This is a genomic window from Rhizobium sp. Pop5 (assembly GCF_024721175.1).
Classification (GTDB): domain Bacteria; phylum Pseudomonadota; class Alphaproteobacteria; order Rhizobiales; family Rhizobiaceae; genus Rhizobium.
The window spans coordinates 219,354-241,742 of record NZ_CP099400.1; the positions used below are offsets into that span (position 1 = coordinate 219,354).

At 61.6% G+C, this 22,389-nt stretch carries 24 protein-coding genes; 12 read left to right on the top strand and 12 right to left on the bottom strand.

The window, feature by feature from the left end; genetic code table 11:
* Complete coding sequence (locus NE852_RS24895) at positions 1-813, bottom strand: DeoR/GlpR family DNA-binding transcription regulator (protein ID WP_008531912.1); 813 nt, start codon at positions 811-813, stop codon at positions 1-3.
* Between the two features lie 200 nt (positions 814-1,013).
* Between NE852_RS24895 and NE852_RS24900 the strand changes: the two genes are divergently transcribed.
* Entirely contained in the window at positions 1,014-3,110 is a 2,097-nt protein-coding gene (locus NE852_RS24900) for a bifunctional rhamnulose-1-phosphate aldolase/short-chain dehydrogenase (RefSeq protein ID WP_258156735.1), read from the top strand.
* Positions 3,111-3,338: 228 nt separating this feature from the next.
* On the top strand, positions 3,339-4,631 hold the full coding sequence (rhaI, locus tag NE852_RS24905) for an L-rhamnose catabolism isomerase (protein ID WP_258156736.1): 1,293 nt from the start codon (positions 3,339-3,341) through the stop codon (positions 4,629-4,631).
* Positions 4,632-4,683: 52 nt separating this feature from the next.
* On the opposite strand, the gene NE852_RS24910 is transcribed toward rhaI, so the two are convergent.
* Positions 4,684-5,142 carry a carboxymuconolactone decarboxylase family protein gene (locus NE852_RS24910; protein ID WP_008531914.1) on the bottom strand — a complete coding sequence of 153 codons (459 nt, stop codon included), beginning with the start codon at positions 5,140-5,142 and terminating at the stop codon, positions 4,684-4,686.
* A 126-nt stretch (positions 5,143-5,268) separates the two neighbouring features.
* Between NE852_RS24910 and NE852_RS24915 the strand changes: the two genes are divergently transcribed.
* Positions 5,269-6,138 (top strand): sigma-70 family RNA polymerase sigma factor, encoded by an 870-nt coding sequence (locus tag NE852_RS24915; RefSeq protein ID WP_258156737.1) that lies wholly within the window; start codon positions 5,269-5,271, stop codon positions 6,136-6,138.
* Between the two features lie 251 nt (positions 6,139-6,389).
* Positions 6,390-7,598, top strand: coding sequence for an amidohydrolase/deacetylase family metallohydrolase (locus NE852_RS24920; RefSeq protein WP_037173614.1), 1,209 nt, complete (start codon positions 6,390-6,392; stop codon positions 7,596-7,598).
* Positions 7,599-7,664: 66 nt separating this feature from the next.
* Here NE852_RS24920 and NE852_RS24925 read toward each other — a convergent pair whose 3' ends face one another.
* The gene (locus NE852_RS24925) at positions 7,665-8,513 is read right to left on the bottom strand and encodes an IclR family transcriptional regulator (protein ID WP_037173610.1); all 849 of its coding nucleotides are present in this window, start codon (positions 8,511-8,513) and stop codon (positions 7,665-7,667) included.
* Between the two features lie 284 nt (positions 8,514-8,797).
* Between NE852_RS24925 and NE852_RS24930 the strand changes: the two genes are divergently transcribed.
* Entirely contained in the window at positions 8,798-9,655 is an 858-nt protein-coding gene (locus NE852_RS24930; RefSeq protein ID WP_258156850.1) for an SDR family oxidoreductase, read from the top strand.
* 107 nt (positions 9,656-9,762) lie between these two features.
* Here NE852_RS24930 and NE852_RS24935 read toward each other — a convergent pair whose 3' ends face one another.
* A complete protein-coding gene (locus NE852_RS24935) occupies positions 9,763-9,978 on the bottom strand; it encodes a hypothetical protein (RefSeq protein WP_008537150.1) in 216 nt (71 codons plus the stop codon).
* Between the two features lie 127 nt (positions 9,979-10,105).
* Here NE852_RS24935 and NE852_RS24940 point away from each other — a divergent pair, with 127 nt between their 5' ends.
* Positions 10,106-10,729, top strand: a complete 624-nt coding sequence (locus tag NE852_RS24940) for a TetR/AcrR family transcriptional regulator (protein WP_258156738.1) — start codon at positions 10,106-10,108, stop codon at positions 10,727-10,729.
* Positions 10,730-10,797: 68 nt separating this feature from the next.
* Positions 10,798-10,986, top strand: coding sequence for a hypothetical protein (locus NE852_RS24945; protein WP_008531927.1), 189 nt, complete (start codon positions 10,798-10,800; stop codon positions 10,984-10,986).
* Between the two features lie 24 nt (positions 10,987-11,010).
* Here the strand turns inward: NE852_RS24945 and NE852_RS24950 are convergent, their stop codons facing one another.
* A complete protein-coding gene (locus tag NE852_RS24950) occupies positions 11,011-11,448 on the bottom strand; it encodes a DUF1810 domain-containing protein (RefSeq protein ID WP_008531928.1) in 438 nt (145 codons plus the stop codon).
* A gap of 68 nt (positions 11,449-11,516) precedes the next feature.
* The gene (locus NE852_RS24955; RefSeq protein ID WP_258156851.1) at positions 11,517-11,795 is read right to left on the bottom strand and encodes a hypothetical protein; all 279 of its coding nucleotides are present in this window, start codon (positions 11,793-11,795) and stop codon (positions 11,517-11,519) included.
* Positions 11,796-12,068: 273 nt separating this feature from the next.
* On the opposite strand from NE852_RS24955, the gene NE852_RS24960 reads away from it, so the two are divergent.
* On the top strand, positions 12,069-13,439 hold the full coding sequence (locus NE852_RS24960; RefSeq protein ID WP_258156739.1) for an amidase: 1,371 nt from the start codon (positions 12,069-12,071) through the stop codon (positions 13,437-13,439).
* 66 nt (positions 13,440-13,505) lie between these two features.
* Entirely contained in the window at positions 13,506-14,366 is an 861-nt protein-coding gene (locus NE852_RS24965; protein ID WP_008531936.1) for a sugar phosphate isomerase/epimerase, read from the top strand.
* Between the two features lie 6 nt (positions 14,367-14,372).
* Here NE852_RS24965 and betC read toward each other — a convergent pair whose 3' ends face one another.
* Complete coding sequence (betC, locus tag NE852_RS24970) at positions 14,373-15,887, bottom strand: choline-sulfatase (protein WP_008531937.1); 1,515 nt, start codon at positions 15,885-15,887, stop codon at positions 14,373-14,375.
* A gap of 95 nt (positions 15,888-15,982) precedes the next feature.
* Here betC and NE852_RS24975 point away from each other — a divergent pair, with 95 nt between their 5' ends.
* The 3 genes from NE852_RS24975 to NE852_RS24985 all read left to right on the top strand — a co-directional run bounded on the left by NE852_RS24975 (position 15,983) and on the right by NE852_RS24985 (position 18,035).
* Positions 15,983-16,888: a choline sulfate utilization transcriptional regulator gene (locus NE852_RS24975; RefSeq protein ID WP_308821744.1), complete on the top strand. Its 906-nt coding sequence runs from the start codon at positions 15,983-15,985 to the stop codon at positions 16,886-16,888.
* A 90-nt stretch (positions 16,889-16,978) separates the two neighbouring features.
* Positions 16,979-17,179 (top strand): hypothetical protein, encoded by a 201-nt coding sequence (locus NE852_RS24980; RefSeq protein ID WP_037173628.1) that lies wholly within the window; start codon positions 16,979-16,981, stop codon positions 17,177-17,179.
* A gap of 61 nt (positions 17,180-17,240) precedes the next feature.
* A complete protein-coding gene (locus NE852_RS24985) occupies positions 17,241-18,035 on the top strand; it encodes an HpcH/HpaI aldolase/citrate lyase family protein (RefSeq protein WP_008531943.1) in 795 nt (264 codons plus the stop codon).
* Positions 18,036-18,042: 7 nt separating this feature from the next.
* Here the strand turns inward: NE852_RS24985 and NE852_RS24990 are convergent, their stop codons facing one another.
* From NE852_RS24990 to NE852_RS25010, 5 genes are all read right to left on the bottom strand, one after another.
* Positions 18,043-18,723, bottom strand: coding sequence for a spermidine synthase (locus NE852_RS24990; RefSeq protein ID WP_008531944.1), 681 nt, complete (start codon positions 18,721-18,723; stop codon positions 18,043-18,045).
* Positions 18,724-18,793: 70 nt separating this feature from the next.
* Positions 18,794-19,693: an ABC transporter ATP-binding protein gene (locus tag NE852_RS24995; RefSeq protein WP_258156740.1), complete on the bottom strand. Its 900-nt coding sequence runs from the start codon at positions 19,691-19,693 to the stop codon at positions 18,794-18,796.
* Positions 19,690-20,493, bottom strand: a complete 804-nt coding sequence (locus tag NE852_RS25000) for an ABC transporter ATP-binding protein (RefSeq protein ID WP_258156741.1) — start codon at positions 20,491-20,493, stop codon at positions 19,690-19,692. Before NE852_RS25000 ends, NE852_RS24995 begins: the two co-directional genes overlap by 4 nt.
* A complete protein-coding gene (locus NE852_RS25005; protein ID WP_008531950.1) occupies positions 20,490-21,368 on the bottom strand; it encodes an ABC transporter permease in 879 nt (292 codons plus the stop codon). The genes NE852_RS25000 and NE852_RS25005 overlap by 4 nt, the downstream gene beginning before the upstream one ends.
* A 1-nt stretch (position 21,369) precedes the next feature.
* On the bottom strand, positions 21,370-22,347 hold the full coding sequence (locus NE852_RS25010; protein ID WP_008531951.1) for an ABC transporter permease: 978 nt from the start codon (positions 22,345-22,347) through the stop codon (positions 21,370-21,372).
* Between the last annotated feature and the right edge of the window lie 42 nt (positions 22,348-22,389).

Genomic DNA, 22,389 nt, shown 5'->3' on the forward strand with positions numbered 1-22,389 from the left:
TCATGCGACCGACGAGGAATCCTCCTTCACAAGCTGGGCCACCGGGCTTGCGACGACGAGCCGGACGCCGGCATTCTCGACCATGCGAGCTGCCTCGTCCGAGATTGCGTCATCGGTGATGACCACAGAAACACGGTCGAGCGCGCAGAGAATGAGGCTCGACCGGCGATTGAATTTGCTTGAATCCACCATGACGACGAGTTCTTCGGCCTGGTGCATCAGCTTCTGCTCGCTCTGAATGATGAGGGCATCCGCCTCCATGATGCCGAGCGGGCCGACGCCCTGCGCGCCGATGAACATGCGCCGCGCATAGAAATTGCGGATCGCGTCATTGTCGAAAGGCGACAGGATGAGGCTCTGCTCGCGATAGATCGCGCCGCCTGGCACCGTCACAGTGTTTTTGGAATGCTTCACCAGATGTTCGGCGATCGCAAAAGAATTGGTCATGACCTGCAGGCGGTGGCCGGCCATATAATGCACCATCTGGAAGGTCGTCGTGCCGCCATTGATGATGATGGCGTCGCCCGCTTCGCAGAGATCCACGGCTGCGCGAGCGATTGCGCGCTTTTTATCGATATTGACCGATTCTGAAACGCGGAACGGCCGGCCGGCAAGATTGCCGAGCTGCGGCGGGTGAACGGCTTCCGCCCCGCCGCGCACGCGACGGATCTTGCCCTGCACGTGAAGAGCCGCAATATCCCGCCGGATCGTGGCTTCAGAGGCTTCCGTCAGTTCGGAAATGTCCTGGATCGTGACGACCGACTTTTCCTGAACGGCGCTTAGGATGATGCGATGGCGTTCACGTTCGTGCATTGAGCTCCTCCTCTTGTCATGTTTATTTCGTATCCGTTAAAAGCTGTCAATCACAAACGATCATAAATTTTCATATTGCGCTGCACAATAATCGAATTTGATCGTTTTCGATTGACAAGTTTGGTTTTGATGAGCGATATCGTCTGTGAAAAGGGGGCGCCGACTCGCGTCCCCATTGATGATTTATATGGGAGGATGACATGGCGGCGAACGTCCGGCTTCTGGAAAACCGGTGGGATGATGGTTACGCGGCAGGCCTCGACGAGCCCGGCAAACTTCTCTATCGCTCCAATCTGCTCGGCGCCGACAAGCGCATCACCAATTACGGCGGCGGCAACACCTCGGCGAAGGTGATGGAAACCGATCCGCTGACCGGTGAGAAAGTCAAGGTTCTCTGGGTCAAGGGCTCCGGCGGTGATGTCGGCACCATCAAGCTCGACGGTTTTGCGACGCTTTACCAGGACAAGTTGGAAGCGCTGAAGGGCATCTATAGAGGTGTCGAGGATGAGGACCGAATGGTCGGCTTCCTGCCGCATTGCACCTTCAACCTGAATGCTCGCGCCGCCTCGATCGACACGCCGTTGCACGGCTTCGTGCCTTTCACCCATGTCGACCATATGCATCCCGACGCGATCATCGCGATCGCCGCGTCGAAGAATTCCAGGGAACTGACGAAACAGATCTTCGGCGAGGAGATCGGCTGGCTTCCCTGGCGCCGTCCGGGCTTCCAGCTCGGTCTCGATCTCGAAGCCTTCGTCAAGGCGAATCCGAATGCCAAGGGCGTCGTGCTTGAAAGCCATGGCCTCTTCACCTGGGCTGATGACGCCAAGGCCTGCTATGAGCTGACGCTCGATATCATCAACAAGGCGATCGAATGGTTCGCCGGCCAGACCGAAGGCAAGACGATCTTCGGCGGCACGATTGTGCAGAGCCTGCCGATGGCCGAACGGCGCGCCATCGCCGCCCGCCTGATGCCCGAGATTCGTGGCCGCATCGGCGGGCAGGAGCGCAAGCTCGGCCATTTCGATGATCAGGATGCGGTTCTGGAATTCGTCAATTCGAAGGAGTTGCGTCCGCTTGGCGCGCTCGGCACCAGCTGCCCGGACCATTTCCTGCGCACCAAGATCCGGCCGCTGATCGTCGAATTCGATCCGGCCAAGCCGGATGTCGATGCCATCGTTGCCGGTCTCGACCAGGCGCTGGAGGATTACCGCGCTGATTATGCCCGCTATTACAACGACTGCAAGCATGACAATTCGCCCGCCATGCGCGACGCCAATCCCGTCATCTTCCTGGTGCCTGGTGTCGGCATGCTGTCCTTCGCCCGCGACAAGGCGACAGCCCGCATCGCCAGCGAATTCTACGTCAACGCCATCAACGTGATGCGCGGGGCCTCGACGGTCTCGGAATATCAGGGCCTGCCAGAGCAGGAAGCCTTCGACATCGAATACTGGCTGCTCGAAGAGGCGAAGCTCCAGCGCATGCCGAAGCCGAAGAGCCTTGCCGGCAAGGTCGCCTTCGTCACCGGTGGCGCCGGCGGCATCGGCCGCGCGACGGCCGCGCGCCTCGTCGGCGAGGGCGCCTGCGTGGTGCTCGCCGATATTGATCAGGCAGCGCTCGAGGGCACCGAAGCCGATTTCGTCAAGAAGTATGGCGCTGACGCTGTGCGCAGCCTGCGGCTCGACGTCACCAAGGAAGATGCGGTGATCGCCTCCTTCGCGGAAGCTTGCATTGAATTCGGCGGCATCGATATCCTCGTTTCGAATGCTGGCATTGCCTCCTCCGCGCCGATCGAAGCAACCGAGCTTTCGACGTGGAATCGCAATATCGATATCCTGGCGACCGGCTATTTCCTCGTCTCGCGCGAAGCGTTCCGCCTGTTCCGCCGTCAGGCGCTCGGCGGCAACGTCATCTTCGTCGCCTCGAAAAACGGCCTTGCGGCTTCGCCGAATGCGTCGGCCTATTGCACGGCCAAGGCCGCCGAAATCCATCTTGCCCGCTGCCTGGCGCTCGAAGGCGCAGATGCCGGCATCCGCGTCAACACGGTCAATCCGGACGCTGTTTTGCGCGGCTCCAAGATCTGGAGCGGGGAATGGCGCGAACAGCGCGCCGCCTCGTCGAAGATCGAGGTGGACGATCTCGAGGAACACTACCGCAAGCGTTCGATGCTGAAGCTCAACGTGTTTCCGGAGGATATCGCCGAGGCGATCTATTTCTTCGCTTCGGACCTTTCGGCGAAATCGACTGGCAACATTATCAACGTCGACGCCGGCAACGTGCAGAGTTTTACGCGGTAACTGCTGCGTCAACGGGAGTGCTGCGGGGACGCTATTCTCCTCCCTCATTCCTGTGCTTGTCACAGGAATCCAGTGCGCCCAAGTCCTTGGGCGCGGGAGAACATCGCCCTCGCTATGTATGAGTCATTCACGGCGCGGACGCGCCGTGGCTGGATTCCTGTGGCAAGCACAGGAATGAGGAATGCAATAGCGGACGTCCAAGACCGCGATGTAGGTTGGGAGGAAAGAATGGCCGAGTTCAGGATCGCGCAGGATCTCATCGCGACAGAAAATGAAAAGCGGGCTGCGGCCTTGAAAGCCGATTACGAGGCGCTCGGCGCGACGCTCGCGCGCCGTGACGTCGATATCGAAGCAATCACCCGCAACGTGGCGGAGTTTTTCGTTGCCGTTCCCTCCTGGGGCGTCGGCACCGGGGGCACGCGCTTTGCCCGCTTTCCCGGCACCGGCGAACCGCGCGGCATCTTCGACAAGCTCGACGATTGCGCCGTCATCAACCAGCTGACGCGGGCGACCCCGAATGTCTCGCTGCATATTCCCTGGGACAAGGCGGATGCGCGGGAATTGAAGGCCAAGGGCGATGCGCTCGGACTCGGTTTCGATGCGATGAATTCGAACACCTTCTCCGATACGCCGGGACAGGCTCATTCCTACAAATACGGCTCGCTCAGCCACACCGATGCGGCAACGCGCGCGCAGGCGGTGGAGCACAATCTCGAATGCATCGAGATCGGCAAGGCGATCGGTTCCAAGGCGCTGACGGTCTGGATCGGCGACGGTTCGAACTTCCCGGGACAGAGCAATTTCACCAAGGCTTTCGAGCGCTACCTCGCCTCGATGGCTGACATTTACAAGGCGCTGCCCGATGATTGGAAGCTCTACTCCGAGCACAAGATGTACGAGCCGGCCTTCTATTCGACGATCGTACAGGATTGGGGTACCAACTACCTGATCGCCCAGACGCTCGGACCCAAGGCCTATTGCCTCGTCGACCTCGGTCATCATGCGCCGAACACCAACATCGAGATGATCGTCGCCCGCCTGATCCAGTTCGGCAAGCTCGGCGGATTCCACTTCAACGATTCCAAATATGGCGATGACGATCTCGATGCCGGCGCGATCGATCCCTACCGGCTGTTCCTCGTCTTCAACGAACTGGTGGATGCCGAACAGCGCGGCGTCAACGACTTCAATCCGGCCCATATGATCGACCAGTCGCACAATGTCACCGACCCGATCGAGAGCCTGATCAACAGCGCCAACGAAATCCGCCGCGCCTATGCGCAGGCGCTGCTCGTCGACCGCAAGGCGCTCGAGGGTTATCAGCAGGACAATGATGCATTGATGGCGTCGGAAACACTGAAGCGTGCCTATCGCGCCGATGTCGAGCCAATCCTGGCCGAAGCGCGCCGCCGCGCGGGTGGCGCGATCGATCCGATCGCTGCTTATCGCGCCAGCGGCTACCGCAGACAGGTCGCGGCCGAGCGCCCGGCTTCCGTTGCCGGTGGCGGCGGTATCATCTGAGCTATGAATATGATGCCGGCAGCGCGGAGTGAACCGCTGCCGGCATCGCCGCTCACGGTTTCCAGGCGCCGGCGATCTGGCGGGTGGCGATGTTCAGCCGGTTCCAGACATTGATATTGGCGATAGCGATGACGAGCGCGGCAAGACTCCTGCCGTCATAATGCCGGGTTGCTTCGTCCCAGATTTCGTCCGACACCGGGTCGGCGCGGTCGCTGAGGCGGGTCACCGCTTCGGTCAAGGCAAGGGCTGCCCGTTCGGCGTCGCTGAAATAGGGCGTGTCGCGCCAGGCGCTGACCGCGAAAAGCCTTTCATCCGTCTCTCCGAGCTTCTTTGCGATGCGGGGATGTCCGTCGATGCAGACGCTGCAGCCGTTGATCTGGCTGGCGCGCAGATTGACGAGTTCGAGCAGCTTGGGCGACAGGCCGGTGTCGGCCGGTATTTTGCTGAGGGCAGCCAGCGCCTGCATCGCCTCGGGGATGACGAGGGCAGGATTTCCCATTCTTTCCTGCATGACCATTCTCTCCTGCATGATATGTCTCCTTGATACGTTTGTCGTTTGACGATCTGCCGGCGCTGTCACATCGGCCGGTTTTCGTTCGTCATGGTCTTGACGGATCGCAGCGGAGGAATGTGACGGATGGACGAGGAAAAATGGCTGGCCGATGAATTCGAAGCAAACAGGGCGCATCTGAAAGCGGCCGCCTATCGCATGCTCGGCTCGCGCAGCGAGGCTGACGATGCCGTTCAGGAGGCCTGGCTGCGGCTCAACCGCACGGACGCGACCGGTGTCTGCAATCTTGGCGGCTGGCTGACGACTGTGGTGGCGCGCATCTGCCTCGACATGCTGCGAGCGCGCAAGACCCGTCGCGAGGAGCCGCTGGAATTGCCCGTCCATGGCGGGATCACCGATCCGGCCAAGGATCCGGAGCGCGAGGCGGCCTTTGCCGATTCGGTCGGCCTCGCGCTGCTCGTCGTGCTGCAGACGCTGGCGCCCGCCGAACGTGTCGCCTTCGTGCTGCACGACATGTTCGATCTGCCATTCGACGAGATTGCAGCGATCATCGGCCGTTCATCCGTCGCCACACGGCAGCTCGCAAGCCGCGCCCGCCGCCGGGTGCAGGGCACGGACGAGACGCCGGATGTCGATTTCGAGCGCAAGCGGATGATCGCCGAGGCCTTTCTCGCCGCATCGCGCAGAGGCGATCTCGAGGCGCTCGTCGCCGTGCTGGCTCCCGATGTCGTCTTCCGGCCCGATGCGACGGCGGCGCAATTTGGAAGAGGCGGCGAACTCCGCGGCGCTCACGAGGTCGCCGAACTTTTCAAGGGTCGTGCACAGACCGCGGTAACCGCTCTCGTCGACGGCGAACTCGGTTACATCGTGCGTGTCGCGGGCGAGATCCGTGTCGTCGTGGCGCTCACCATTGCCGACGGCAAGATCCTGGCGATCGATGCCTTCGCCGATCCGGACCATCTCGCTCGGGTCGACTATTCAGTTCTTTCCCATTGAAAACAAAAGGATCTGAAGGCGGACGCGCTTTGTAGAGAGCGCGTCCGCCGGCGTCTTCCGCCTATCGTCGCAGCGTCATTAGTCTTGACAGCGACGCCATCACCCTTATTCTATTATAAGGACTTTCATAACGTAATTATGGAATTGCGGGGGAGCGGTTGACGTTCCTTCATCCTCCATAACGGCCAGCAGACGGATCGCCGCCGGGCGCGGAACGATTCACCTCTAAGACGTCGAAAGGAATGCATATCATGTCCGGGGACCAGGCGAAGAAACCGCTCCTGCTCACCAATGTCAGGCCCATGGCTTTCGGCGCCGGCACGCCTGATGGAACGGTCGATATTCTCGTCGGTGGCGACGGCAGGATTATCGAGATCGGTCCTTCGCTCAGTGTTCAACGTGACGTCACACGCATCGACGGCAAGGGTGCCTTCATTTCGCCCGGCTGGATCGATCTGCATGTGCATATCTGGCATGGCGGCACGGATATTTCCATTCGCCCCTCCGAATGCGGCGTCGAGCGCGGCGTGACCACGCTGGTCGATGCCGGTTCGGCCGGCGAGGCGAATTTCCATGGTTTCCGGGAATATATCATCGAAACCTCGCGCGAACGCATCAAGGCCTTCCTGAACCTCGGCTCGATCGGTCTCGTCGCCTGCAACCGCGTTGCCGAACTCAGGGATATTAGAGATATCGACCTCGACCGCATCCTCGAAGTCTATGCCGCAAACAGCGACCATATCGTCGGCATCAAGGTGCGCGCCAGCCATGTCATCACCGGGTCCTGGGGTGTCACCCCCGTCAAGCTCGGCAAGAAAATCGCCAAGATCCTGAAAGTGCCGATGATGGTGCATGTCGGCGAGCCACCGGCGCTCTATGACGAGGTGCTGGAGATTCTCGGCCCCGGCGACGTCGTCACCCACTGCTTCAATGGCAAGGCGGGTTCGAGCATCATGGAAGACGAAGACCTCTTCTATCTCGCCGAGCGCTGCGCCTCCGAGGGCATCCGCCTCGACATCGGCCATGGCGGCGCCTCCTTCTCCTTCAAGGTCGCCGAAGCGGCGATCGCGCGCGGGCTTCTGCCCTTCTCGATCTCCACCGACCTGCACGGCCATTCGATGAACTTCCCGGTCTGGGACCTCGCGACGACGATGTCGAAGCTACTGAGCGTCGGCATGCCCTTCGACAAGGTGGTCGAAGCCGTCACCCATGCGCCGGCATCCGTCATCAAGCTGTCGATGGAAAACCGGCTTGCGGTCGGCTCGCAAGCCGAATTCACCATTTTCGATCTCGTCGACTCCGAACTCGAAGCCACGGATTCCAACGGTGATGTCTCGGTTCTCAACAAGCTGTTCGAGCCGCGCTACGCGGTAATCGGTGCCGACGCCTTCGCTGCAAGCCGGTACGTGCCGCGAGCGCGCAAGCTTGTGCGCCACAGCCATGGTTATTCTTACAGATAGGATCACGCGCCGGGCTTGGTTCGATCAAGAATCCGCCGGAGAGCCGTCTGAAGCAAGGCGGGGCATTCAGCGGTTTCGCCACCCCATCAGCTTTTCGATATGTTCCGCCGAACTGCGCACGTGGGCAGTATAGTGGTTTTCATCGGAAAACGCCTTCTGCTCCGGCAATACTATGGAGATGGTAGCGACGCATTGGCCGTCGCGATCGCAGATCGGCGAGGCGATGCAGGCCACCGCATAGTCCGATTCACCGGCCTGGATCGACAGGCGCGCCCCGAAGGCCTTGCCGGCGGCTTCCGACAGCGTGCCCGGGTCGATCTCTGCGCGGCCGGTCGGCGAGGAGCGAGCGCAGCGCTTGAAGAGTTCGATGCGCTCTTCCTCGGGCAGGTGGCCGACGAGCAGGCGGCCGGACGCCGTCCAGTTGAGCGGCACACGGGTGCCGACGCGCGACGCCACCTGGAAATGACTGGGGCCGTCAGCCATGGCAAGCACCAGCATATAATCGCCGTCGCGGCCGCAGACCTGCACGGTCTCGCCGGCTTGGCGGCAGAGATCGTGCATTTCGTGTGTGGCGATGCTCATGAAATCCAGCGATCGGGCATAGGCGAGGCCGTAGTGGTAGAGCCGCGCGCCGAGCCAGATCGAGCCGTCGGCCTGGCGCGTCAGCATGTTCTTTTCGACGAGGTCGTCGACGATGACGTAAACGGTCGACAGCGGCGCCTTGACTGCCTTGGCAATGGCATAGACGCCGGCCGGCGAGCCGGTCTCATAGAGATGATCGATTACCTGAAGCGCCCGGTCGATGCCGCTGACGCGCGCACGCCGTGCGCCCTTGCCGCCGCTTTCGGCGGCAAGGGCTTCATCGTCGGAGTAAACTTCGGGCGATGTCTTTCCGTCCAATTCCACGCACCTCATGAAAACTGCGGTCATGTTACATTACTATGGCATAGCGGTCGCTGCGGCAAATCGCAACATTTTGTAGGTTGATCGTGTGGTCAGATCCGGCGTGGTGGAGCCTGGAGGGATCCGTGATGGGACTTTAAAAACTCAGGGATTGGTCTTCAGCCACCACCATCTCCTAACCCGCTCACCACAAGAAGACCCGCCAGCAGTTGCGCAGCGATGTGGTAATTCCGTCGTCATCCGCTTGGAACAACAAGCCCCAGCCTGAGTTTGACCCCCGAACCCAGGAGGTCATGATGACAAATTACCCGACACCGCCTTTCCCGTCCCAGAAGCAGCCGATGCCGGGTTTCACGGCGCAAATGGACCCGGTTCCCGATCACGGCGAGGAGAGTTATCGCGGCGCAGACCGGCTCAAGGGCAAGCGGGCGATCATCACCGGCGGCGATAGCGGCATCGGCCGGGCGGTGGCGATCGCTTATGCCAGGGAAGGCGCCGATCTGGTGATTTCCTATCTCGATGAAGACGAGGACGCCGACGAGACGAAGCGGCTCGTCGAGCGGGCGGGACGCAAGGCCGTCCTCGTCAGCGGCGATATCCAGGATCCTGCCCAGTGCCGACAGATCGTCGAAACCGCGGTCAAGGAGCTCGGCGGCATCGATATTCTCGTCAACAACGCCGCCCATCAGGCAAGTTTCAAGAGCATCGACGAGATCAGTGACGAAGAGTGGGAACTGACCTTCAAGGTCAATATCCACGCGATGTTCTACCTGACCAAGGCAGCCGTCGCCCACATGAAGCCCGGCAGCGCCATCATCAACACGGCCTCGATCAATTCCGACAGCCCGAACCCGACGCTGCTCGCCTATGCGACGACCAAGGGCGCGATCCAGAATTTCACCGCCGGCCTTGCCCAACTACTGGCTGAGAAGGGCATTCGCGCCAATGCCGTGGCTCCAGGTCCGATCTGGACGCCGCTCATTCCTTCGACGTTGCCCGAGGAAAGCGTCAGCAATTTCGGCAAGCAGGTGCCGATGAAACGGCCCGGCCAGCCGGCCGAGCTTGCGACAGCCTATGTAATGCTGGCCGATCCCCTGTCGAGCTATGTCTCCGGCACGACAATCGCGGTCACAGGTGGCAAACCGATCCTTTGATGCATGTCGCCCGCCGGGGTGCCGGAAACGACAAAGGCCGCCGCTTCTTACGGCGGCAGCCCTTGGCGGGGGCAGGGAGAGATCCCCAAGCTGTTCAGGCGGCGCTATCAACCGAAGCAGGGCATCGCCGGCAGATTGGCGCGGCTCGCAAGCGCGCCGATCATGTTGCCCACCGAAGTCGCACGCGGTTCGCGTTTGCCGGCGGCCGTCTCCAGGAGTTGCTTGAAGTCTTCAAGCTTCACGCCGTCGGCGCGCAACACCATGGCGATCAGGGGGTCGCGAAGGGCTTCGGATATCGTCAGGTCGTCTCTGGTCTTTCTCATGGCTTGTCCTCCTTTCGTGGGCGGTCGCCCGTGTTCCACATCCGCCGCCATACCCTCGGCGTTGACTTTCGCGGTCTGTGGTGTTACCGGTAAGTAACAGTACGTTTGTTACCGATCGGTCACATTGATGTCAAGGACTTCGTCCGCAAAAAAATCAGAAACTTCGAATGAAATCTCCGCAGTCGCTCCAGAAGATCGCATCCCGCCGCGGGAGCGTATTGTCTCGACTGCCTTGGAGCTTTTCCGCGAGCACGGTATCCGCGGCATCGGCGTCGATGCCATCGCCGACGCGGCTCTCACCAACAAAATGACGCTTTATCGGCATTTTGGCTCGAAGGATGAACTCGTCTGCGAAACACTGCGCCGGGCCTCTGAAAAGGCGAGCGTCATCTGGCGTGAGCTGGAGGTGGAGCATCCCGGCGATCCGCGTGCCCAGCTGGATGCCTGGGTGGATATGCGGGCGCAGTGTCTCAACGGCGAGCCCGCCGGTTGCGATCTCGCCAACGCCGCTATCGAACTCAAGGGCGAGGGCCATCCCGCTCATGAGATGATCGAACGGCACAAGGCAGAGCAGCGCGATCGCCTGGTCGGACTCTGTTCGGCGGCCGGTGCGCGCGAGCCCCAGTTGCTTGCCGATACGCTGACGCTGCTTCTCGAAGGTGCGCGTGTCAGCCGCCAGGCCATGGGCGCCGATGGATGCTGCGGCCATTTCGCCAAGGCCTGCAGGGCAGCGATCGCCTCCTTCGCCTGAACCATCCCGGGAACCTTACTGCTTCGGTGTCGTTCTTCCACGAGGGAGGATGACGCGGAGGCAGAGACATGAACTATGTCTATCTCAAGCGCCTGTATGCCAAACGCGCGGAGCTCGAAGCCAAGCTGGAGCTTCATGATGCGCGTTATTGCTTCGGCGATGAGGAAGTTGATGACGGCACCGACAACGATCTGCGCCAGCGGTTGAGTGAGATTTCCGAGGAAATTGACGCGCTGGAAAGCAGGCCGGGCCGTTAGCTAGAGCCCTTGCAGCGAAAGGCCCTAATCGCCGGCGCCGAGGATCGTCGTCGTGCGCTCGTCGAATTTTCCCTGATAGAAATGCTCGATTGCCCGGTGGAAGGGCGAGCCGTGGTCGCTGACTGCCGCAAACAAGGTCATCGACGAGCGTAATTTGAGGTCGTCGGGTGAGCCGAGGATCTCATGGGCGGATCGGCCCTTGACGGACAGGATCGCTTCGACGCAGCGCAGCAGCCGGCTCGAGAGAATGGGATCGGCGAGATAGGCGGCGGCTTCCTCGGCCGAACGGATAGCATATTTCTCGGCCATGACAGAGGTGCCGAGACCAGCGATCTGCGGGAAGATGAACCACATCCAATGAGAGGTCTTGCGCCCGGCTTTCAGCTCGGAGAGCGCCTTTTCATAGACGCCGTTCTGGGCGTCGATGAAGCGGTGAAGATTGTAGTCGATCTCGCCGGCCATGGTCCTTCCCTTTCTGCTGTCGAGGCAGCCTGGGCCAAGGTTGCCATGCCCGGCGATGTATTTTTCGGTCAGCAGACCCTTTCGGCGTAAGGGCTGCTCTCGCGGCAATGGCCGTAGGCCGGATGATGCGGCGCGCTGTCGCCTGATGTGGCGGCGATGGCTGACGTCGTCATCGGGTCTGTATTGCCGGAAGAATATGCGGCAAACCCTGCAAAGCTCAAGACAACAAGCGCTCCGACCACGACAATGCGTTCGAAGCCCGAAAGTTTCTGCGCGCTGACATGATCCACATAGTCGCGCTCGCCCAAGCCGATGGTTTCATCCTCTTTCGCATGAAGGGTCACCATATCCTGGCGGCGGCTTAAAGTTTCACTATCTGTCATTTAATTACTCCTGCAACACATGCGGAGTCGGTTCTTTAAGAGCAAACCTCTTACCCTCATGCCGAGCCCACTCCTCACGCGAGCAGCATGTGTGTCTTCAATCGTGGTAATTGAAGGGGCAATCTGCAAACTCAGTGTTCAAAAAATCGTTCTAATAATCGCAAAAAATCGTGAAGCTCTGGCTCGCTGGAACGATCCGGGGTAGTCGTCAGGTCCATCTTTCTTTTGGATCGTCCCATGAGCAAATCCTTCGGTGCGATGTCGATCGCGCAGCTTTCCGTTCTCATTCAAGGTGGCGCGGCCGATCCGGTTGAAGTGGCTGAGGCGATCTTCGGATCCATCGCCGACTATGCCGACAAGGCCGTTTTCACGGTGCTCACCGAAAGCCGGGCGATGGAAGAGGCACTCGCCTCCTCGAAGCGTCTGCGGGAGGGGCGTTCGCTCGGATTGCTGGACGGCGTTCCAATCGCCTGGAAGGATCTTTTCGACATTGAAGGCCTGGCGACCACGGCCGGTTCCGTCCTCTTGGCCGCGGATGCACCAGCCGAGCGCGATGCTGCCGTCGTCGCCTTTCTCCGACAGGCTGGCATGGTTGCCGTCGGTCGCACCAATATGAGCGAATTCGCTTTCTCTGGCCTTGGTATCAATCCGCATTACGGTACGCCCGTCAATCCGCGAAGCGCTGATCTTCCGCGCATTCCCGGCGGTTCATCCTCGGGTGCCGGCGTCGCGGTTGCAGCCGGGCTGGTGCCGGTTGCGATGGGCACGGATACCGGCGGCTCGGTTCGTATTCCCGCCGCTTTAAACGGCATCGTCGGCTATAAGGCGACCCGTGGCCGCTATGCGATGGAGGGTGTCTATCCCTTGGCAAAAAGCCTGGACTCGCTGGGGCCGCTATGCCGCACCGTGAAGGACGCGGTCTGGATCGATGCTGCCATGCGGGGGCTGACGGCGCCTGAGATCGTCGAGCGTCCGTTGCATGGAGTGGAACTGCTCGTGCCAGAAAATATCGTCTTCGATGGAGTGGAGCCCGGCGTCGTCGCCGCGTTCGAGGCGGCTTTGGAACGTCTTCAAAAGGCCGGCGCCGGTGTTTCCCGCATCATCATTCCCGCTTTCTCCGAGATATTCGATCTGATGGCGAGATATGGTCCCTTGGTAACGGCGGAAGCTTTCGCGCTTCACCACGAACGTTTGGCGGGAGCCGATGCGGACCGAATGGACCGCCGGGTCGTCATGCGCACCCGCTTGGGAAGCAAGACAACGCTGCCTGACTATATCGCGATCCTCGATGCCCGCAACCGCCTTATCGCCGACACTGAGCGCCTTGTCGGCAACCGGCTGATCGCTTTTCCCACGGTCGCCCATGTCGCTCCGCCGATAGGACCGCTGGAACAGGATGACGATCTGTTTTTCGCAACGAACAACAAGACACTGCGCAACACCGCGCTCGGCAATTTCCTCGATTGGTGTGGCGTCTCCATTCCTTGCGGCGCCGGGGAGGCCGGCATGCCGGTCGCACTGCTGCTTTCGGCGACGGCCCGCCGCGACGAGGCGCTGCTCGGGACAAGCCTTGCCGCCGAGGCGTTCATCCGCGGCGATTTTACCTGAATTCTTAATTGAACCGCCGGGAGTTTGTTGCCATTGATGGCATGAGGAGATCCTGGAGGAAGACATATGCAGGTTTTGCAGAACGGACGCTTCGCGGTTTCGACTTGGTCGCTGCATCGGCTGCTTGGCGCCGTCCATGCCTATAGTCCCGATCCCGACAAAAATGCTGCGCCGAAGGAGCCCTACGGTCCCGGTGCCGCGGCGCTGATCGACATGCCGGCGGCGCTCGCGGTACGCGGCATCCACCGGCTGGAGATTTGTTCCTTCCATCTGCCGAGCCTTGACTCCGCCTATCTCCATGAACTGCGCGACGCGATGGCGGCGTCGAACGTGCTGTTCCAGACGCTGCTCGTCGAAGACGGCGATCCCAGCCATGCCGAAACGGCCCAACGCGACGTCGAATGGATGGCAGAGTGGAGCGGCATTGCCGCTGCCCTCGGCGCGCAGAGAATGCGGGTCATTGCCGGCAAGCAGAAGCCGACGGAGGAAAACCTCGCCCGCGCCGCCCGTCACCTGAACTGGCTCGCCGAAAAGGCGGAAGGCAGCGGCGTGCGCGTCGTCGTCGAGAATTGGTTCGACCTGCTGCCATCGCCGGTCGAAATGAACTGGCTGCTGGACCGGCTGGACGGCAAGGTCGGGCTCAACGGCGATCTTGGCAATTGGGCCGCGCCGGCAAAATATCAGGGCCTCGCCGATATCATGCACCGCGCTGAAATCTGCCACGCCAAGGCCGATTACGGCGCTGCCGGCCTCGATGCCGAGGATTACCGCAAGTGCCTGGAGATGTGCGAGCAGGCTGGTTACGCAGGTCCTTTCACGCTGATTTACGACTCGCCCTTCTTCGCCGACGAATGGGACGGCATCCTGCTGCAAAAACAGTTCATCGAGGATTTCCTGTGCGAGGCGCCGGCGCGCAGGACGGCTTGATCAGGCTCACTCCTGGCGCGGGAACCTCTGGCTTTCCTCGAGTATGTTCAGGTCCATGTGATTGCGCATGTAACGCTCCGAGGCTTTCTGCAGCGGCTGATAATCCCATGGATAATAGGCGCCGTTGCGAAGCGCTGCGTAAACCACCCAGCGGCGCGCCTGGCTTTCGCGCACGGCCGCGTCGAAATCGGCAAGGTTCCAGCGCCGTTTGGCCTGTTCGGTGAGCCGCGCCAAGGTCTCGGCGTGCGAGGGATCGCTCGCCAGATTAGTTAGTTCATCTGGATCGGCTTCGAGGTCGAACAGCAGCGGCGGGTCCTTCTCGCAGAGCGATAGCTTGTATCGACCGTCCCTGATGCAGATGAGCGGGGCTTCGGAACCTTCGGCCGCATATTCCATCGGCACGGGTCCGCGGCTGCCGGTGCCTTCGGCAAGCGCTGCGAGATCCTCACCTTCGGTCCATGGCTTCAACGCGGCGATATCGATCCCGGCAAGGCCAGCGAGCGTCGGCGTCACGTCGAGTGTCGAGACTGGCTGATCGATGCGCTTGGGCTGCCAGCCCGGGACCGAGATCATCAGCGGAACGCGGGCCGAGCCTTCGAAGAAGTTCATCTTGAACCAGAGGCCGCGATCGCCAAGCATATCGCCATGGTCGGAAGCAAAGAGGATGATCGTGTTTTCGGCCATGCGGGTCCGCTCCAGGATGCCGAGGATTTCGCCGATCTTCTCGTCGACATAGGAGATATTGGCGAAGTAACCCCGCCTTGCCCGCCTGATCTGCTCGCGGCTGATGTCGAAGGCCTCATGGTCGCAGGCCTTCATCAGGCGCTGTGAGTGCGGATCCTGCTCTTCGAAGGCGATTGGCGCGACACCGGGGTCGAGGGCAGGGCAGTCCTCATAGAGATCCCAGAATTTGCGGCGCGCAACATAAGGGTCGTGCGGATGGGTGAAGCTGACGGTCAGGCACCAGGGGCGCCCGTCCTGGCCACGCGAGAGATCGAAGAGCTTGCGGGTGGCGTGATAGGCGACCTCGTCGTCATATTCCATCTGGTTGGTGATTTCGGCCACACCTGCGCCGGTCACCGAACCGAGATTGTGATACCACCAGTCGATGCGTTCGCCTGGCTTGGTATAGTCGGGCGTCCAGCCGAAGTCGGCGGGATAAATGTCCGTCGTCAGCCGCTCCTCGAAGCCGTGAAGCTGATCGGGGCCGACGAAATGCATCTTGCCGGAAAGCGCCGTCTGATATCCGGCGGCGCGCAGATGATGCGCATAGGTCGGGATGTCGGAGGCGAATTCCGCAGCATTGTCGTAGACGCGAGTCCGGCTCGGCAATTGTCCGGACATGAAGGAGGCCCGCGCCGGCGCGCAGAGTGGGCTCGCCGTATAGGTATTGGCGAAACGTACCGAGCGCTCGGCCAATGATTTCAGATGCGGCGCATGCAGGAAATCGGCGGGACCATCGGGAAACAAGGTCCCGTTCAACTGATCCACCATCAGGATGAGAATATTCGGGCGGGCCATGTGAATTGCCTTTTGCTATTTGAAGATTTTATTGAAGCGCCTATCATCTCGCCTGTAAAGTCGGCTTTTATTGATATCTGATCAAAGAGATTTTTATGTCAGAGCGCCCGCCTGAACTTGGATGGATGCGCCTCTTCGTCGAGGTCGCAGCACTCGGGAGCTTTTCGTCTGCGGCAGCGCGTCTCGGGCTGACCCAGCCTGCCGTCAGCTATCAGATCCGCCGGCTCGAAGAACAGTTCGGTGTCAGCCTGCTGCGGCGCCAGCATCGTGGCGTCGAACTGACCGCTGAAGGCGAGCGGCTTCTGGAGGTGGCCGCCAAGGCGGTCGGCGACATCGATGCACTCGCCCGCAGTTTCCGGGCCGAGGCCGAGAGGCCGGTGATCAGGCTCAGAACCGACTATGCCTTTTCAGCGCTTTGGCTGATCCCGCGTATGGAGAGCTTTCGCCTTCTGCATCCGGAAACGGATATACAGATCGTCGCGACGCAAAGGGTCGAGGCCGGTCTGCGCGACGATGCGGATCCCGCGATCGTTTTCGGGTCGGGGGCGGAATTCAGCGCCGTTGGAACGCTTCTGCTGCCGGAAAAGGTCGTGCCTATCTGCACGCAGCGTTTTCTCGACCGCAACGGGCCGTTCGAAAATCCGGGGCAGCTCGCCAAGGCGAGACTGATCCATCTCGACACGCCGATGCCGCCGCCCTGGTTCGACTGGCGCCGCTATTTCACCGAATTCTCCGCTGTCCGGGACGCGCATGCCGGGCAAGGTGATATTAGTTTTAATACCTATTCGCTGGTCGTCCAGGCTGCCTTGAGCGAGCAGGGCGTGGCGCTCGGCTGGATGGGGCTTGTCGATACGCTTCTATCGGCGCGCATGCTGGTCGAGGCCGGCCCGCCACTAGAGGCGCCCGACCGTGGTTACTGGCTGATACCGGCGCGATCTCCAAGCGCTCACAACGAAAGGCTGAGCGCATGGCTGGTCGATGAGGTGCGAGGGAACGTTTAGCGCCAGCTCCATTTACCGGCAGAAGAAGCCTTGTCAGCAACGACAGTGATCGACATTGTGAAGCGAATCTCCAGCGAAGGCGGCTTCAATATGCGAACGACCGGCTATGTCATCGGACTGCTTATGATCGTCCTTGGACTGATCTGGATCGGGCAGGGAAGCGGCTATTTCCCCTATCCAGCCTCGTCTTTCATGATCGCCCAAACGATCTGGGTGCTTTGGGGAGCGATTCTGGCGGCGGTGGGCATCGCTGTGGTGGTCATTGTCTCGCGGCTGCGCCGGAGAGGATGAATGTTGTTGCTATCTGGCAACAACCCGGCCGTTGATGGCCTGTCGAATTGAGGAGAACGACATGAGCGCAGGTGAAATCGACGGCTTTGCCGACCGGATCAGGAAGCATCAGGGCGGCATGATCTCGGCCTGGGTGGGCATTCCCGACGCCATGCTCGTCAACCATCTGGCGCAGGAGGCTTTCGACGCGGTCGTGCTGGATATGCAGCACGGCATGTGGGACATGCCGGCGGCGGCAAATGCCGTCGCTCAGACGCGCCTTGCCGGCAAGCCGGCCATCGCGCGCATTCCCGTCGGTGATTTTGCATCCGCTTCGCGTCTGCTCGATGCCGGGGCCTCCGGCATTATCGCGCCGATGATCAATTCGGCGGAAGATGCGAGGGCGCTCGTCAGGACCACGAAATATCCGCCTCTCGGCGAGCGCAGCTGGGGACCGTCTTTGGCGCTGAACCATATGGGCCTTTCGGCCGACGACTATCTCAGGAGCGCCAATGACCTCACCGTCGCTATCGCCATGGTCGAAACCCGCGCCGCTCTCGACGCGATCGACGGCATCCTCGGCGTGACCGGCATCGACGGCATTTTCATTGGCCCCTCCGATCTTTCGATCGCACTGTCGAACGGCGATCAGGTGGCGCCGAACGCGGCGGAAATCGACAGCGCCATGCAGCATGCCGTCGCGCGTTGCCGGGCGCATGGCAAGTTCGCCTGTGCCTATGCCGGCGACGGCGAGCGGGCCGGCGAATTGCTGAAATACGGCTTCGATCTGGTCATCGCCGGTGCCGAGACCGTGCAACTGCGCGCCGGCGCCCGCCGCGCCATCAATGCGGCCCGGAGGATCGCTTCGGGCAGCTAGGCGCGTTTCAGCGGGTCGGTTTGAGCGCCAGCCAAATGACGTGGCGGGCACCGCCGCGTTTGCCGTTGGCGCGGGTGTTGGCTACATCCACGGAAAAGCCGCTGTCCTTGAGGCGTCGCGTGAAATCGGGGTCCGGACCGGACGACCAGACGGCGAGCACGCCGCCGGGGCGCAGCGCGTCGCGAGCGGCGCGAAGGCCGTTAGAATCATAGAGCCGGTCATTGGATTTGCGGGTCAGCCCGTCCGGGCCGTTGTCGACATCGAGTAGGATCGCGTCATAGGCGCCCTTCCCGGCGCGGATCGCCTCGCCGACATCGCCCTGATAAATGCCGGCACGAGGATCGTCGAGACAGCCCTTGAAGACCTCCGCCATCGGCCCGCGCGCCCAGGCGACGACGGCCGGCACGAGTTCGGCGACGGTGACGCCTGCATCTTCGGGAAGGACGGCGAGGGCGGCGCGCAGGGTAAAGCCCATGCCGAGCCCGCCGATCAGGATCTTCGGCTTGGGATGTGCCTTGATCCGTTCCCAGGAAAGGGTCGCAAGCGCTTCCTCCGAGCCGCTGAGGCGGCTGTTCATCAACTCGTTGGCGCCGAGCATGATCGAGAATTCGCTGCCGCGTTGCTTCAGCCTGAGTTCGCCGCCTTCGCCGGGAATGGTTGCGGAATCGAGCTGGATCCAGGGCAGCATGACGGTCTCGCCTCACATGAAAGGGACCGTCCCCTAGCATAGGGCGAAGAACGAGGCCAGCAAGCCGGCCTCATACCATCCGCATGAAGTGATCCGGCTCCACTTCGACGATTTCGTCCTGCGGCGCGGCTGAACGGCGGCGGATATCCTCTACCTCGTCGGGCCTCAGCCGGGCTTTCGGGTCGTCGAAGCGGATATCGGGATCGGGCACCGCCGAGAGCAGCAGTCTTGTATAGGGATGCAGCGGACTGTCGATCACCCGAGCGGTGCTGCCCCATTCGACGATCTGGCCGGCATACATCACGGCGATGTCTTCGGCGACGTAACGGGCGGTGGCGATATCATGGGTGATATAGAGCAGGCCGAGGTTCATCTGCTGCTTCATCTCGTTCAACAGGTTCAGCACGCCGAGGCGCACCGAGACGTCGAGCATCGACGTCGGCTCGTCGGCGACGATCACCTCGGGTTTGACGGCGAGCGCGCGGGCGATGTTGACGCGCTGGCGCTGGCCGCCGGAGAGTTCATGCGGATATTTCGGCGCGACGAGATCGGGATCGAGCCTGACGCGCTGGAGCAGTTCACGGATTGTCGCGTCGATCTCAGTTCCCTTGATGTCAGGGCGATGAAGCTTCAGCGGCCGCTTGAGATGGTGAGCGATCGTATGCGCCGGGTTGAGCGAGGCGAAGGGGTCCTGGAAGATCATCTGCATCGAACGGCGATAGCGGGCGATCTCGTCCGCCTTGGCGCCTTCGACCGGGCGGCCCTTGTAGAGGATCTGCCCTGATGTCGGCTGATATTCGCGCATTGCCATGCGGGCGCAGGTGGTCTTGCCGCTGCCGGATTCGCCGACGAGGGCGAGCGCCCGGCCGGCCCGTAGCGAAAAGGAGATGGAGCGAGCGGCGTGGACGGCGGATGCGCCGTGGCCGAAGGTCTTGGTCACCTTGTCGAGGGCGAGGATGGTTTCGCTCATAGCAGCACGCCTCCGTGAAGCGACGGGAAGGAGGCCCAGAGCCTTTTCGTGTAGGTGTGCTGCGGTGTCCGGTAGATCGCCTCGGCGCTGTTTTGCTCGACGAGCTGGCCAGCGAGCATGATGCCGATGCGATCGCAGAACTGCACCATCAGTCCGAGATCGTGGGTGATGAACAGCACGGAAAAGCCGAAGCTGCGGCGCAGCTCGTTGATGCGCTGCAGGATCTCGCGCTGAACGACGACATCGAGCGCCGTCGTCGGCTCGTCCATGACGACGAGCTTCGGGTCGAGCGCCATGCAGATGGCGATGACGATGCGCTGGCGCATGCCGCCGGAAAACTGGTGCGGATAGTCGCGCATGCGGTCCGGCGCGATATCGACGAGCTTCAGCATCTCGGCGGTGCGCTCGCGGGCTTGCGCGCGGCCCATATTCTTGTGGGCGCGCAGCACGTCATAGAATTGCCTTTCGATGCGCAGCACCGGGTTTAGCGAGTTCATAGCGCTCTGGAAGACCATGGCGACTTCGCGCCAGCGGAAGGCGCTGAGCGCCTGCTGGTCGAGGCCGAGCACGTCGCGGCCGTCGAGCAGGATGCGGCTCTCCTTCCGGATCAGTGCCGGCGGCTTGTGCAGTCGGCTGATGGCGAAGGCGATGGTGCTCTTCCCGCAGCCGGACTCGCCGGCAAGGCCAAAGACTTCGCCGGGCGCGACATCGAAGCTGACGTCGTCGACGGCGCGGAAATCCTTCTCTTCGCCGATATAATCGATGGTGAGGTTCCTCACCGAAAGCAGCGGCTGGGTCACAGGCGGCCCTCCCCGGAACGGACGAGCAGCGACCAGCGCTTCAGGTGATTGCCGGTGCGCAGACGCGGATTGGCGATCTCGTCGACGGCGAAGTTGAGCAGCGACATGCCGATGCCGAGGAAGGCAAGCGCGAAGCAGGGCGTGAGGATATCCCACCATGCGCCGACCGAAAGGGCGGAAGCCTTCTGCGCATTGTAGAGCATCGTGCCCCAGGAGATCGCTTTGGGATCGCCGAGGCCGAGAAATTCCAGCGTCGCCTCGGTGATGATAGCGAAGATGACGCTGCCGATGAAATTGATGCCGACGATCGAAATCACGTTGGGGAAGATCTCTGATGTCATGATGCGCCATTGCGGCTCCCCCATCATTTCGGCCGATTTGACGAAATCCTTCTGCTTGACGGAAAGCGTCTCGGCGCGCGTGACGCGCGCACCCCAGGCCCAGGAGGTGGCGCCGAGGATGAGGGCGATGACGACGGGGCTGGCCTGGCCGATGAAGGCGGCAAGCACCAAGAGCAGCGGCAGGTTCGGAACGACCAGCACCATATTGGTGAAGAAGCTGATCACCTCATCCGTCTTGCCGCCGCGATAGCCGGAAATGATGCCGAGCGCGGTGCCGACGAGCGTGATCAGCAAGCCGGCGCCGAAGCCGACGGCGAGCGAGGTGCGGGCGCCATAGATCAGCCGGGCAAAGACGTCCTGACCGATGCGCGTCGTGCCGAGAATATGGTCGAGTGACGGCGCCTGGTGGGGTCGTCCAGTGCGGGCGGCGGGATCGTACTGCGTCAATAGCGGGGCTGCGATCGCGACGATGAGGATGAAGGCGATAATGGCGAGGCCGGTGAGCGCCTTGCGGTTTCGAAGCAGGGTCTTCATCTCATGCTCCCTTCAGCCGCGGGTCGAGCAAGACATAGCTGACGTCGACGATGAAATTGGCGATCAACATGGTCGCGGTCATGATGAGGAGCTGGCCCTGGATGACGGGATAGTCGCGGGCGAGGATCGCCTGATAGAGAATGTTGCCGAGGCCGGGATAGTTATAGACGACCTCCGTCACCAGCGAGCCGCCGAGAATGGTGCCGATGGCGATGGCAAGGCTGGAAACGGTCGGCAGCAGCGCGTTGCGCGCCGCATACCAGAGCATCACGTTCCGGTCAGAGAGGCCTTTGGCGCGGGCCATGACGATATAGTCCTCGCCGAGCAGGTTGATCATATTGTTGCGCATGGTGACGGTGAAGCCGCCGATCAGCACGGTGCAGAGGGTCACCATTGGCAGGATGCCGTGATAGGCCACACTGCCGATATATTGCAGGCTGAAGGCCGGATCGAGCGACGGGTCGGCGGCATAACCGTTCGGAAACCAGCCGAGCGTGAAGCCGAAGATGAAGAGCACGATCAGCGAGGTGACGACTGCTGGTACCGAGGTCGCGAAAATCGCGCCGACGGAGACGACGACATCGAACCTGCTGCCGCGCCGCCAGGCGGCGACGATGCCGAGGAAGGTGCCGAGCGCGAAGCTCACGATCGTCGCTGTGCCCATCAGGGCGATGGTCCAGACGAGAGCATGGCCGAGCACGGAGGTGACCGGCAGCGGAAAATATTTGACCGAGCGGCCGAGATCGCCGGTGAAGATGCTGCCGAGATAGGTGAGATACTGCTGCCAGAGCGGGCCGTCGACGAAGCCGAAGGTGAGTTTCAACGCCTGCAGGCTTTCCGGCGGCAATTCGGTGCCGGCGCTCGAAAACATGATCTGCACGGGATCGCCCGGCATCAGCCGGGGCAGGAAGAAATTGATCGTCGCTGCCGCGATGAAGGCTGCCATGTAGAAGACGAGGCGGCGAAGCAGAAAAGCCATGGGAACTCCGTCGTGACGGGAGCGGCGCTTTTAGATGAGCGT